The organism is Marinobacter sp. CA1 (assembly GCF_020546665.1).
In the GTDB taxonomy this organism is placed as follows: Bacteria; Pseudomonadota; Gammaproteobacteria; order Pseudomonadales; family Oleiphilaceae; genus Marinobacter; species Marinobacter xestospongiae.
The window spans coordinates 849,974-862,850 of sequence record NZ_CP071785.1; the positions used below are offsets into that span (position 1 = coordinate 849,974).

At 62.2% G+C, this 12,877-nt stretch carries 13 protein-coding genes; 9 read left to right on the plus strand and 4 right to left on the minus strand.

Going from position 1 to position 12,877, the window contains the following annotated elements; genetic code table 11:
* Positions 1–2 precede the first annotated feature (2 nt).
* From J2887_RS03940 to J2887_RS03970, 7 genes are all read left to right on the plus strand, one after another.
* Entirely contained in the window at positions 3–1,235 is a 1,233-nt protein-coding gene (locus J2887_RS03940; protein WP_227174205.1) for an NAD(P)/FAD-dependent oxidoreductase, read from the plus strand.
* A 14-nt stretch (positions 1,236–1,249) separates the two neighbouring features.
* The gene (locus tag J2887_RS03945) at positions 1,250–2,401 is read left to right on the plus strand and encodes a 2-aminoethylphosphonate--pyruvate transaminase (protein ID WP_227174207.1); all 1,152 of its coding nucleotides are present in this window, start codon (positions 1,250–1,252) and stop codon (positions 2,399–2,401) included.
* Positions 2,402–2,435: 34 nt separating this feature from the next.
* Entirely contained in the window at positions 2,436–3,263 is an 828-nt protein-coding gene (gene phnX, locus J2887_RS03950) for a phosphonoacetaldehyde hydrolase (RefSeq protein ID WP_227174209.1), read from the plus strand.
* 190 nt (positions 3,264–3,453) lie between these two features.
* Entirely contained in the window at positions 3,454–4,467 is a 1,014-nt protein-coding gene (locus J2887_RS03955; RefSeq protein WP_227174210.1) for a putative 2-aminoethylphosphonate ABC transporter substrate-binding protein, read from the plus strand.
* A gap of 127 nt (positions 4,468–4,594) precedes the next feature.
* Positions 4,595–5,665 (plus strand): putative 2-aminoethylphosphonate ABC transporter ATP-binding protein, encoded by a 1,071-nt coding sequence (locus J2887_RS03960; protein ID WP_227174212.1) that lies wholly within the window; start codon positions 4,595–4,597, stop codon positions 5,663–5,665.
* Between the two features lie 44 nt (positions 5,666–5,709).
* Positions 5,710–7,449, plus strand: coding sequence for a putative 2-aminoethylphosphonate ABC transporter permease subunit (locus tag J2887_RS03965; protein WP_227174214.1), 1,740 nt, complete (start codon positions 5,710–5,712; stop codon positions 7,447–7,449).
* A 22-nt stretch (positions 7,450–7,471) separates the two neighbouring features.
* Positions 7,472–8,377: an EamA family transporter gene (locus tag J2887_RS03970; protein ID WP_227174216.1), complete on the plus strand. Its 906-nt coding sequence runs from the start codon at positions 7,472–7,474 to the stop codon at positions 8,375–8,377.
* Between the two features lie 98 nt (positions 8,378–8,475).
* On the opposite strand, the gene J2887_RS03975 is transcribed toward J2887_RS03970, so the two are convergent.
* The 3 genes from J2887_RS03975 to J2887_RS03985 all read right to left on the minus strand — a co-directional run bounded on the left by J2887_RS03975 (position 8,476) and on the right by J2887_RS03985 (position 10,260).
* Positions 8,476–8,637: a hypothetical protein gene (locus J2887_RS03975; RefSeq protein WP_227174218.1), complete on the minus strand. Its 162-nt coding sequence runs from the start codon at positions 8,635–8,637 to the stop codon at positions 8,476–8,478.
* Positions 8,634–9,296, minus strand: a complete 663-nt coding sequence (locus J2887_RS03980; protein ID WP_227174225.1) for an HAD family hydrolase — start codon at positions 9,294–9,296, stop codon at positions 8,634–8,636. Before J2887_RS03980 ends, J2887_RS03975 begins: the two co-directional genes overlap by 4 nt.
* Before the next feature lie 211 nt (positions 9,297–9,507).
* Positions 9,508–10,260, minus strand: a complete 753-nt coding sequence (locus tag J2887_RS03985) for a hypothetical protein (RefSeq protein ID WP_227174227.1) — start codon at positions 10,258–10,260, stop codon at positions 9,508–9,510.
* Positions 10,261–10,415: 155 nt separating this feature from the next.
* On the opposite strand from J2887_RS03985, the gene rhuM reads away from it, so the two are divergent.
* Positions 10,416–11,396, plus strand: coding sequence for a RhuM family protein (rhuM, locus tag J2887_RS03990; RefSeq protein ID WP_227174229.1), 981 nt, complete (start codon positions 10,416–10,418; stop codon positions 11,394–11,396).
* Positions 11,397–11,409: 13 nt separating this feature from the next.
* The gene (locus tag J2887_RS03995) at positions 11,410–11,952 is read left to right on the plus strand and encodes a DUF6933 domain-containing protein (RefSeq protein WP_227174231.1); all 543 of its coding nucleotides are present in this window, start codon (positions 11,410–11,412) and stop codon (positions 11,950–11,952) included.
* A gap of 8 nt (positions 11,953–11,960) precedes the next feature.
* Here the strand turns inward: J2887_RS03995 and J2887_RS04000 are convergent, their stop codons facing one another.
* Positions 11,961–12,485, minus strand: coding sequence for a helix-turn-helix transcriptional regulator (locus tag J2887_RS04000; protein ID WP_227174233.1), 525 nt, complete (start codon positions 12,483–12,485; stop codon positions 11,961–11,963).
* Positions 12,486–12,877 lie beyond the last annotated feature (392 nt).

The window sequence follows — 12,877 nt, forward strand, 5'->3', positions numbered from 1 at the left end:
CCATGTTCGCAAACCCTCATCCGGATGTGGCCATCATCGGTGGCGGCATCCTTGGATGCGCCATAGCCCGCTACCTCAGCCGTCAGCCGGGCGTCTCGGTGACGGTCATCGAGCGTCACGGTCTGGGTGAGCAGACCACCAGCCAGGCGGCGGCGCTGCTGACCCGTATCCGTCCCTACCGGGAACTCACCGCGATGGCGATGGAAACCTTCCACGCCATTGACGAGCTGGGTGAACAGACTGGTGAGCCGCTGCCCCTGCGTCGCGTGGGCAGTCTGCAGGTGGCGGCGGAGTCCGCGGGGCAGCAGCAGATTGAGCGAACAGCAGCGCGTGCCGCCGACGTTGGCGTGGTGGCTGAACGGCTTGACGCCGACACTGCCCAGCGGCAGGCGCCCTGGCTGTCCCTGAGTGGCGACACCGCGGCGCTGTGGCTGCCGGATGACGGCTACATCGAACCCTACACCCTGTGCCAGGCCTATGCCGCCGACGCCCGCCGCCATGGCGTCAGTTTCCGCCTGCGCCAGACTGTGGCTGAACTGCTCCAGACCGGCAATCGGGTGACTGGAGTACGTCTGGCCAGTGGCGAGACCGTGACTGCTGGTCTGGTGATCGATGCCGCCGGACCCTGGAGCACGGCGCTGGCCCGCCAGGTGGGGGTTCACCTGGGCATGGCGCCGGTGCGTTCCCATTACTGGATTTCCGCCGCCCATCCCGCCATCCCCGCGGATGGCCCGATGACCATCCTGCCGGACAGTGGCGCCTATGCCCGCCCCGAAGTGGGCGGACTGCTGTTCGGACTGCGCGATCCCCAGGCGGTGACCGCCCATCCCGGCCAACTGCCGGCCAGCCTGCAGGATTTCTGTTTCGACCAGGACCCGAACGGCGACAACGCCCTTGAAGCGGGGTACCACGCCCTGCGCCAACAGTTGCCGCTGGTGGACGAGCTGCCCTTGGCCCATTACGTCAGTAACGTTTCCAGCTACACCCCGGATGGATTCTACCTGCTGGGCGCCATGCCGACCGTCGAAGGCTTCATGGCCGCCACCGGTTGTTCCGGCGCCGGTATTGGCATGTCTGGCGGCATTGGCCGGCTGGTGGCGGAGCTGGCTACCGGCCAGACGCCGTTCGTGGACCCCGACCGGTTCCGGCTGGACCGGTTTGGCAGCATTGATTCCTACCACCCTGACTTCATCCAGCGCTGCGCTGAGGCGCGAGCCCGCAAGCGCACCGGCTAGACACGGAGACCACCATGACTGATCAAGATCCTTACCTGCTGACCCCGGGTCCCCTCACCACCAGCACCACCGTAAAGCAGGCCATGCTGCGGGACTGGGGCTCCTGGGACGGCAACTTCAACGCCATGACTGCCGACATCTGCCAGCGTTTGCTGGCGGTGGCCGGCGGCGAGGACAGCCACGTCTGTGTGCCGATGCAGGGCAGCGGCACCTTCGCGGTGGAGGCCACCCTGGGCACGGTGATTCCGCCCGGGAGTCGCACCCTGGTGCTGATGAATGGCGCTTACGGCCAGCGCATCGGCAAGATCCTGAGCACCCTGGGGCGGTCGTTCCTGGCCATCGACAAGGGCGATTACCACCCGCCCCGTGGCGAGGAGGTGGCGGCCGCACTCACCGAGAACCCGGACATCGACCAGGTGGTGGTGGTTCACTGCGAGACCAGCTCCGGCATCCTCAACCCCATCGACGAGATCGCCGAGGTCTGCCGCCAGGCCGGCAAGCGTCTGATCATTGACAGCATGAGCGCGTTCGGCGCCTTGCCGGTGAGCGTCGCCGAGCTGCCCTGTGCCGCTCTGGTGTCCTCAGCCAACAAGTGTTTTGAGGGGGTGCCCGGCTTCGGCTTTGCCATCATTGAGCGGAACCTGCTGGCCGCTTCCGCCGGCCAGTGTCACAGCCTGTCACTGGACCTTTATGAGCAGTGGCAGTACATGCAGAAAACCGGTCAGTGGCGCTATACCCCGCCAACCCATGTGGTGGCGGCGTTCCAGCAGGCGATGAAGGAACATCAGGCCGAAGGCGGTGTCGCCGGTCGACTGGCCCGCTACACCCGCAACCGCGACCGACTGGTGGCCGGCATGCGGGAGTTGGGCTTCCAGACCCTGCTGGTGGATCAGTGGCTGTCACCGATCATCACCACCTTCCTGTCGCCGGACAGCGCGGCGTTTGAGTTTGGCCGTTTCTACGACGCCATCAAGGCCCGGGGGTTTGTGATTTACCCGGGCAAGCTCACGGTGGCGGACAGCTTCCGCATTGGCTGCATCGGTCAGCTCCACGACGAACAGATCGATGCGGTGATCGCCGCCATCGCCGAAGTGTGCCAGGAGCTGGGACTGACCCTGCCCGTACCGGCGCCCGCCGAGGCCCCCGACAACCTGCAATCCGCCTGACCTTTTACCGCCTGACCCTTTACAGGAGAGACCCATGTACACCTACACCCGTTGTTATACCGGACCGCTGCAGGCGGTCATCATGGACCTGGCCGGTACCTGTGTGGACTTCGGTTCGCTGGCACCGATCCAGGCCTTCCTGAACCTGTTCGAGGCCGAGGGTATCGAGCTGAGCGAAGCCGAGGCCCGGGAGCCCATGGGCACCGAGAAACGCGAGCACATCCGCCAGTTGCTGGCGATGCCGCGCATTCGCAAACAGTGGCAGGCACGGTTTGACAAGACTCCCGATGCTGCCGACATCGATCGCCTCTACCAGGCCTTCCTGCCGTTGCAGACCGCCGCCATTGTCGAGCGCGCCACTCTGATTCCCGGTGCGCTGGCGCTGCAGGAGCGGTTACGGGAAGACGGCATCCGCCTGGGGGTCAACACCGGCTACAGCCGCGAAATGGTGGAGGTCATGCTGCCGGAGCTGAAGGCCCAGGGATTTGAGCCGCAGAGCGTGGTGGTGGCCACCGAGGTGCCTCAGGGCCGCCCGGCACCACACATGAGCCTGAAGAATGCCATCGAGCTGGGGGTGACCGCGGTGCAGGCCTGCGTCAAGGTCGACGACACCGTCACCGGCATCGAAGAGGGCCTGAATGCGGGCATGTGGACCGTGGCCGTGGTGGCGTCCGGCAACGCCGTGGGGCTGAGTGAAGAGCAGCTGGCGGAGTTGGCGGACGACGAACGGGGGGCTCTGCTGGCCCGCGGGCGTCGCGCCATGGCCCCGTCAGCGGCTCACTATGTGATTGATTCCATTGCGGACCTGCCGGATGTGCTGGCGGATATCGATCATCGTCTGGCCGCCGGCGAGTGCCCCTGAGGAGCGGGCTGGCGCGCTTTCCGGTGACCCTGGAAGGCGCGCTGCCCTGTCATTGAAAACGTCACATTGCTGTCACGTCTTTGCAATGAAATATGCCTAAGGTGGATGACGATCCTAACTGGTATAGACCAATAGCAATTGGCAGCCACAGCCTGACTCATCCACTGAATGCCTGATCAAGGAGACTGACGTGAAACACCTGAAGAAAGCCCTCGCCGTTGCCACCTGCGCCCTGGCCATGAACGCCAGCGCCGAGACCGAACTGACCGTATACACCGCGGTTGAGGCCGAAGACCTGCGCAAGTATGCCGAGCGCTTCAATGAGGATCATCCGGACATCAAGATCAACTGGGTCCGGGACTCCACCGGTGTGGTCACCGCCCGTCTGTTGGCCGAGAAAGAAAACCCCCGCGCCGACGTGGTCTGGGGCCTGGCGGGCACCAGCCTGCTGCTGCTGAAGAACGAGGGCATGCTGCAGCCGTACGCGCCGGAAGGCCTGGACCAGCTGTCTCCGAAGTTCCGTGACCGTGACGAGACTCCGTCCTGGGTCGGCATGGACGCCTGGATGGCGGCCATCTGCGTCAACACGATTGAAGCCGAGAATAACGATCTGCCGATGCCCACCAGCTGGCAGGACCTGACCAACCCGGTGTACCAGGGCCACGTGGTGATGCCGAACCCGAACTCCTCCGGCACCGGTTTCCTCGACGTGTCTGCCTGGCTGCAAATGATGGGCGAGGACCAGGGCTGGAGCTTCATGGACGGCCTGCACCAGAACATCAGCCGTTACACCCACTCCGGCTCCAAGCCCTGCAAGATGGCCGCCTCCGGTGAGACCGCGATCGGGGTTTCGTTCGCCTTCCGTGGTGCCCGCCTGAAAGAGCAGGGCGCGCCGCTGGAACTGGTGTTCCCGGAGGAGGGCCTGGGCTGGGAAGTGGAAGCCACCGCCATCGTCAAGGGCACCGACAAGCTCGACGCGGCCCAGACCCTGGTGGACTGGTCGGTTAGCCGCAAGGCCATGGAAATGTACAACGAAGGCTACGCCATCGTCGGGATGCCCGGTGTGGCACAGCCGATCGAGTATTTCCCAGCCAACGCCGACGACCTGATCATCGACAACGACTTTGCCTGGGCTGCCGGCAACCGCGAAGCCATCCTGGCCGAGTGGGCGCGTCGCTACGACGGCAAGTCCGAAGCCAAGTAATGGGGCGCCGTCAGCCTGACTGACGGGCCAAGAACCGGTCGCTGGCCGGGCTCCCTTTCCGGTACGTCGGGGAGTCCGGTTGGCGACCTGCCTGTATGGAAAAACTGGAAGCCGCGAGGTGTTCACCATGAACCAGACAACCCAAGGAAGCCGCCTGGAAATCCAGGGCGTGAACAAGTTCTTCGGCGATTTTTGCGCCCTTGAGAACATCGACCTCACCATCGAACCCGGTGAGTTGGTGTGTTTCCTGGGTCCGTCCGGCTGTGGCAAGACCACGCTGCTTCGCATCATCGCCGGCCTGGAACAGCAGAGTGCCGGACACCTGAGCCAGGGCGACGTCGACATCTCCCTGAAGCCGCCCCGGGACCGGGACTTTGGCATAGTGTTTCAGTCCTACGCGCTGTTTCCCAACATGACCGTCAGCGACAACATCGCCTACGGCCTGCGCAGCATCGGCATGGCCAAGGCCCGGATTCGCAGCCGGGTCGATGAGCTGCTGACCGTGATCGGGCTGGAAGATCATGCCCGCAAGTACCCGGCGCAACTGTCCGGTGGCCAGCAGCAGCGGGTGGCCCTGGCGCGCGCGCTGGCACCGTCGCCAGGCCTGTTGCTGCTGGACGAGCCGCTGTCTGCCCTGGACGCCCAGGTCCGGCACCACCTGCGCAGTGAGATCCGCAATCTGCAGAAGCAGCTGGGCGTTACCACCATCATGGTTACCCACGACCAGGAAGAGGCCCTGGCAATGGCCGATCGCGTGGTGGTGATGAACAACGGTGTGATCGAGCAGGTCGGCACCCCGCTGGAAATCTACCAGCAGCCGGCGTCGGCGTTCGTGGCCTCATTCATTGGCGCGATGAATTTCATCGACAGTGCCGCGGTGAATGGTCAACGGGTGCGGGTTGGCAGCCGTGAGCTGGAACTGGTGCGGCCGATGCCCGAAAGCCAGGACTGTGTACGGCTGGCGATCCGGCCGGAAGACGTGCACCTGCTGCCGGCCGGCGATGGCGACTGGGAAGGCCAGGTGGAGTCGATGGACTACCTTGGCGCCTTCATCCGCACCCACATCCGCCTGGCGGACCTTGAGCGGTTGCTGGTGGTGGATGTTGACCCGCGCTCGGCGCGACAGCTGAACCTGGCCAATGGCGCCAGCGTGTGCCTGCAGCTGCCATCCGACGCCCTGCATTGTTTTGCCGCCTGAACCGGCGGCTCTGATCCCTTTGGCAACACCCGGTAAGCACCACCATGATTGATTCCCCGACCTTGCCCCAAGGGGCCTCCAACGTAACCTCTTCGCCGTCACCGCTGGCGGGCCTGCGGCAGCGGCTGTCCGGCCGCTGGCTGTTTGCGACCCTGCTGCTGGCCGGCGGTGCCGTGCTGTCGCTGCTGGTTCTGGCACCGCTGTATTCACTGCTGTCCAAGAGTGTGGAAAACAAGGACGGCGACTTCGTCGGCCTGGCCAACTTCGCCCATTACCTCAGCTCCGGCGGCATCGAGTCGGCGTTCGTCAACTCCCTGTGGGTGGCCGCTCTGAGCACCGTGATTGTGGTGTTCCTGGCCTTTATGGCGGCCTGGGCACTGACCCGTACCCGGCTGCCACTGACCGGCTGGGTCCGTGGCGTGCTGGTGCTGCCGATTCTGGCGCCCTCACTGCTGCCGGCCATCAGCCTGGTGTACCTGTTCGGTAACCAGGGTGTACTGAAAAGCTGGCTGTTTGGCGCGGAGATCTACGGCCCCATCGGTATCATCATGGGCTCCTGTTTCTGGACCTTTCCCCATGCCCTGATGATCCTGCTGACGGCCATGGACAACGCCGATGGCCGCCACTACGAGGCAGCAACGGCCCTCAAGGCGAGCCCCTGGCGGACCTTCTGGACCGTGACCGTGCCGGGTGCCCGCTACGGTCTGGTGAGCGCGGCCTTTGTGGTGTTCACCCTGGTGATCACCGATTTCGGGGTACCCAAGGTCATCGGTGGTCAGTTCGACGTGCTCGCCACCGACATCTACAAGCAGGTGATTGGCCAGCAACGCTTCGAGATGGGCGCGGTGGTCAGCGTGCTGTTGCTGTTGCCGGCGATGCTGGCGTTCGTTGCCGACCGCTATGTCCAGCGCAAGCAGTCGGCCAGCTTTACCGCCCGTTCGGTGCCCTACAAGCCCAGCCACAACCGCCGGCGCGATGCCTTCGGCGCGCTGATGCTGGCGCCGACGGTGGTGTTTATCCTCACCATCATCGGCATGGCGGTGTACGCCTCGTTTGTCACCTTCTGGCCCTACAACCTGGAACTGAGTCTCAACAACTACCAGTTTGGCCGTATGGATGGCGGCGGTTGGGGGGCGTACCTCAACAGTCTGCAGATGGCTCTTGGCACCATGGTGCTGGGTACCGCGCTGGTGTTCTTCAATGCCTGGCTGGTGGAGCGTACGCCACAGCCGAAGCTGCTCACCGGGGTGTTCCAGATGCTGTCGCTGCTGCCGCTGGCCGTGCCGGGGCTGGTACTGGGGTTGTCCTACATCTTCTTTTTCAACCACCCGGACAACCCGCTCAACGTGATTTACGGCTCACTGCTGATACTGGTGCTGTGCACCGTCAGCCACTTCTACGCAGTGTCCCACCTCACCGCGATCACAGCCCTGAAGCAGCTCGATCAGGAGTTCGAGGCGGTGGGGGAGTCGCTCAAGGCATCCCGCTGGCGGGTGCTGTTTACCGTGACGTTGCCACTGTGCCTGCCGGCCATCCTCGACGTGGCGCTGTACCTGTTCGTCAACGCCATGACCACGGTCTCGGCGGTGGTGTTCCTGTACGGCCACGATACCCAGCTGGCCTCGGTAGCGGTGCTGGCCATGGATGAGGCGGGCGATATTGCCCCTGCCGCCGCCATGGCGATTCTGATTACCCTGACCTGTGCCGGCGCAAAGCTGATCCAGAGTGGTCTGCGGCTGTGGGTGGACCGGTCCACCAGGGCCTGGCGTCAGGGGGCGGAATGACGCCGCGCCCGGGTGGTCGGCGATGACACCGGCCGCCATCGTCATTGTTCTGGTGTCGGCCCTGGCCCATGCGGGCTGGAACCTGTTCGGCAAGAAGGTCAGCCCCAGCGGTGCCTTTTTCTGGTACGCCAACGCCTGGGGCGTGCTGGTGGCCCTGCCATTGCTGTGGTGCTATCAGCCGGTGATCGCACGGCTGGATGCGGGCCTGTGGTGGCTGGTGTTGCTGACAGGCTTGTTCCAGGCCACCTACCTCAGTGCCCTGGCCGCGGCCTATCGTTTTGGCGAGCTGTCGGTGGTGTACCCGCTGGCGCGGTCGTCTCCCTTGCTGATCCTGCTGGTGGGAGCCCTGTTCCTGGGCACCGCCGAGCGTATCACCGCCGCTGCGGTGGTGGGCATCGTGCTGATCGTGGCAGGCTGCATGGTGCTGCCAATGCAGCGGTTCCGGGATTTCAGTTTTGCCAACTACCGTAACCTGGCGACACTGTTTGCGCTGCTGGCAGCGGCCAGCACGGCCGGCTACTCCATCGTCGACGACACCGCCACCGCCCGCATGCGCAGCTTGCTCGAAGGGCTGGTGCTGGATGCCGAAGTGGCGGTGGTGTTCGTGATCCTGCAGGCGGCCTCGGCCCTGTCCTGGCTCAGTTTGGGACTGGCGTTGCAACGGCGGGAGCGGCAGCAGTTCCGGCAGTTGGCCTTGCGCTGGCGCAGCACCCTGGCCGCCGGTGTGCTGATGTTGGGTACCTACGCTCTGGTGGTGTGGGCCATGGCCTACGCCGACGATGTCAGCTACGTGGTGGCATTCCGCCAGATCAGCATTCCCATCGGTGTGGCGCTGGGCTGGTACTTCCTCAACGAGCCCCTGCACCCTCCCAAAATCATCGGCGTGTTGGTAATCCTGGCCGGGCTGATGCTGGTCGTGCTGGGTTGAACTCGTTGGGCTAAAGGCGCAGGGCGGTCCGCACTGAGCAGAGACTGCCGGCGTAAGCCGGTGCTGCGGTGACCTGACGATCGGTTCGGCAACGCCGGTCAGCGCGCCTGGGGCCGGAGCCACACTACCCGGCCCGGTAGTCGGCCGGGCAGCGGGGTGGTACGGCCGGAGGGCAGTGGGGATGTGGGCTGGGAAGTCAGGCGCCGGTAGGCGCCGTAGTGCAACTGGGCATGAGCCAGATTGAGGAATCTCAGAGTCATAAGGGTGCCGGTTCGTCCATGTAAATCGGCCAGTCGTGTGCCTGGGCGTGTGCCCTGAGCACCGGGTCCGGATTGACCGCCACCGGGTGATCCACGTGGTTGAGCAGTGGCAGGTCGTTGTGGGAATCAGAGTAGAACCATACCGGCTGGGGTGCAATGCCCCGACGTGCCAGCCACTGGTCCAGGGCGGTGACTTTGCCATCGCGAAAGGGCCGGCGGGGGCCAATGGTGCCGGCCAGATTGTCCTGCTGCCACTGTACCTGCACACCGATGCCCTCACCAATGCCGAGGTGACGGGCGATGGGCTGCACCAGGTGCTCACCGGTGGCGGAGATGATCAGCACTTCATGGCCCTGGGCCTTGTGCCACTCGACCTTCGAGCGGCCGACCGGCAGCACCCGGGGGGCGATCTCCTGCTCGACGAACTGCGATACCAGGTCCTCCAACTGCGCCCGGCTCCAACCCCGGAGCGGCGCCAGACTGAACTCCATGTAGTCCTGAAGATCCATCTCTCCGGCATGGTAGGCGGCCATAAAGGCCTCGTCCCGGGCCTCGGCATCCGCGGTGGTATCAATGCCCTGATGCCGCAGAAAATAGGTGAACAGCTGCGAACTGTCGCCACGGATCAGGGTTTCGTCGAGATCAAAAACGGCAAGCATGTAACACTCCTTTTGGTATACACCAGATTGTGCGACAGCTGTGTTACCGGGATGTGACAGGGGGGTGGTGGTGCTGGGATTGATCCCGTCCGGTCCTGGGGCAACAATGCCGGTCTGAAGATCTGCAGCGGTCTTAACCTGCCTATTTAGGACGAGGTTTCTTGCCGAGCAAGCCCGCCAGCCGTAATCAGGTCACGGCTGGCGGACGCAGTCAGTACTGCATGTCGGGATGCCGTTCTACAAGCCACCAGAAATAGTCGACTGTAAAGGGAATGTTGCTTCGAATCCGGAAGGCGCTGACCCCCTCAACTCCCTCTGGAAAAGGCGGAGATGGGGCATGCACCTTATCTGGTGCCATTCTCATTCCTACTGTCAGGCCACCCTCGTAAAGCCGGATGTTGCTTCTGGATACGACACGAATCTCTGATCCATTCTCAGCAACCAACACGACCTCCGGCACAACCAGCTCATTTTCGGCGTTGCGTAGATCAAAGAAATGCTCTGGGTCATTCGAGAGCGCATCCTCGTGCGCGCTGTTGGAACTGAACTCTTCTGGGTCGACGACGATATGGAGGCCCTGTTGAAACGCTTCACGATTGATCCTAAGTGGTTGGTCTAGCTCAATAACCTGCCACTCTGGACTCGCTTCGATCGGTCCTGGAATCTTCTGGTTTTCGGGGAAATCGTTTTGAGCCCCACAGCCCTGGAGACTGATGCAGATGGCAACAATCGCGATCAATAGCAGTCGCATATCTGGACGCCAAGTTGATTTCACCAACAAACTGAACCGTGCGGAGCTCGCGCAAAGCCTCCCGCTTGGGCCCAATACTCGCGGCACCAGCCCTGTCGTAAACGTTACTGACTTGTATTGTATCCCGGTTTGCAACAACCGCTCTGTGTTCGGCGGTTGCGCTACGATCAGGGGCGATTCGGCGTGAATCGAAGAAGCTTTCAGTGTTTTCATAAGAGTCCATTCTGAGTAACAGTCCGGCCTGCCTGACCAAACCGGATTTTTGCCGACCTGGCATCCTACAGCACCGGTACCTGGCTGGCGGAAACACCGAGTATGGTGACAATGCTTGGGAGTTTAAAATCTGTCTTGGATCCCATGGAGGCGATATGACTGACATTATGATCTTCGAAACTGATAACCAGCAGGTTGAGGTCCGCTTGCAAGGTAACACGCTCTGGGTCAGCCAGAGCCAGATGGCGGAGCTGTTCGCTACGTCAGTCGATAACATCAGTTTGCACCTGAAGAATGTCTATAAAGACGGAGAGTTGGAAGAAGGTCCAACTACCGAGGATTTCTCGGTAGTTCGCCAGGAGGGCAAGCGACAGGTTCGTCGGCAACTGAAACATTATAACCTGGACGCCATCATCTCGGTGGGCTATCGCGTTAACTCGACGCAAGCTACCCGCTTCAGGCAGTGGTCAACCCGGGTTCTCCGAGAGTATCTGACCCAAGGATACGCACTCGACAAAGCTAGGTTCGAAAAGAACGCCGCCGAACTTGAACAAGCCCTGGCATTGATCCAGAAAGCCGCCCAGAGTCCGGAATTGTCCGGCGACGCTGGGCGCGGGCTGGTGGACATCGTTTCCCGCTACACCCAGACCTTTCTCTGGCTGCAACGCTATGACGAGGGGCTTCTGGAGGAACCGGCGGGGGAGCGCGGCGGTGCCTTGCCCAGTGAGGTCGAGGCCATGGCTGCGCTGAGTGACTTGAAACAGCAGCTCATTGCCCGGGGCGAAGCCACAGATCTGTTTGCCCGGGTCCGGGATACAGGCCTGGGCGCGATTTTTGGCAATCTGGACCAAACCGTGTTTGGCGAGCCGGCTTATCCTTCCGTGGAGAGCAAGGCCGCGCACCTGCTGTACTTTGTGGTCAAGAACCATCCCTTTTCAGACGGCAACAAGCGCAGCGGCGCCTTCCTGTTTGTGGACTTTCTGCATCGCAACGGTCGTTTGCTGGACGACAACGGCCAGCCCGTCATCAACGACACTGGACTTGCCGCCTTGACCTTGCTGGTGGCTGAGTCCGACCCGAAACAGAAGGATGTGCTGATCCGGCTGATCATGAACATGCTCAGCCAGTCATCCTGACAACAGGCCAACCATGATCCATCTTCACTGCACCAAAAAACTTCTCGCCAAACTGCCTCTGAACAATGCCGGCAGGCTGAACAGCAAACGACCACTGCCCCACGCCGCCAACGACGAAGCCGAGAGCCTGCTCAGTGGCTGGCACGCCAACCTGCTCACCATCCAGCGCCGCAACTGTGTGCTGTTTATCCACGACGCCACCCGCTTCCCGGTGCTAGCCACATGCCTGACCAAACCGGATTTCGCCGATTTGGACTGGTGGTTTCAGGATGCCCTGATGAACACCCTGCTCAAGGCGGGGGCCAATGACGCTCAGATGGAAGCCGCTGCGGGTGCGCTCGGGCCGTTAGTGTGCGATACGGATTGCGACCGCTCCGTGCAGGGCACGATGAACCAGATGAAGCAGGATCTGGAATACCTGATCTGGCACGACAACCTGTCGATTGCCGACCTGGCACCCTACGGCTCCGGCGTCTGGCTGGCGGAGCGACCGTGTACGGTGAAGGGTAAGGGATTTATCTGGCCGAAAAAGGCGATGTTGGAGTTGCTGGGGTAGTGGTGGGCTCAGGGAGTTTCCTGAAGCAGTTCCTCTAGCTCAGGATTAACTCGCCTGGACTCCCTCGCCAGGTTGACCCCCATACTGGCCTTGGCCACCTGGACCAGCGAATCTTTGACCGGGCGATACTTGCGTTGAATAAACCATTCCAGCACATCGGCCAAATGCCAGATGGCGGATTTTCCCTCATGCAGAGGCAGCGGAAAGGACGCCAGATGGGTCTGGACCAGCTTGCGCATGTTCTGGCGGCTGAAGTCCAGCAGGCGGGCAATGTCGGAAATGCCCACCAGATCCGGGCCGGCTTCTACCAAACGAGCCTCCGGAATGGCCTTGCGTACATCCTTCAGGGCGCTGACCAGGGCGGCTTCGGCAGAGCTGGCTTCGCGGGTAAAGTTCAGGACCAGCCGGCCCGTTTGGCCCAGGCCGAGGATGGCGTCGTCGCAGCCGGCTTCAAACAGACGCTCTTCCAGTTGCTCAGGCTCAATAGTCTCTGGAATCGCAAACTTCAGCGTAAATTCATAGTCGGTTGTCATTGCTCACTTTCTCCCTCTTGGTCGCCGCCGGTGCAGTTTGAGGTGGACCCAGGCGCGCCCTGATCGGGGCTCAATTCTCCAGCCCTGCGCTTCTGCATGTGTCAGGGGGCAGCTTCGATATCCTTATCGGTGTGGCGCTTCCTGCTCATGAACCTTCCCTGTTGTTTGGAACAGTTTGAACTTTAGGTTGTCACCTGACAACCATTAGTGGTGACGTTGGGAACTAAAAGTTTTTGGGCGAATAGCCTCTGTCAGCCAACATCTACCTGCCGGTAAAGAAACAGGATAGTCAGCAAAATCTTTATAAAATCCGTTAACATCGATTCATCGACTGTCCAATAGGAACACCGTCGTTTGCAGTAGGGGCGTGGCATGTCAAAGTTTACTGAGCA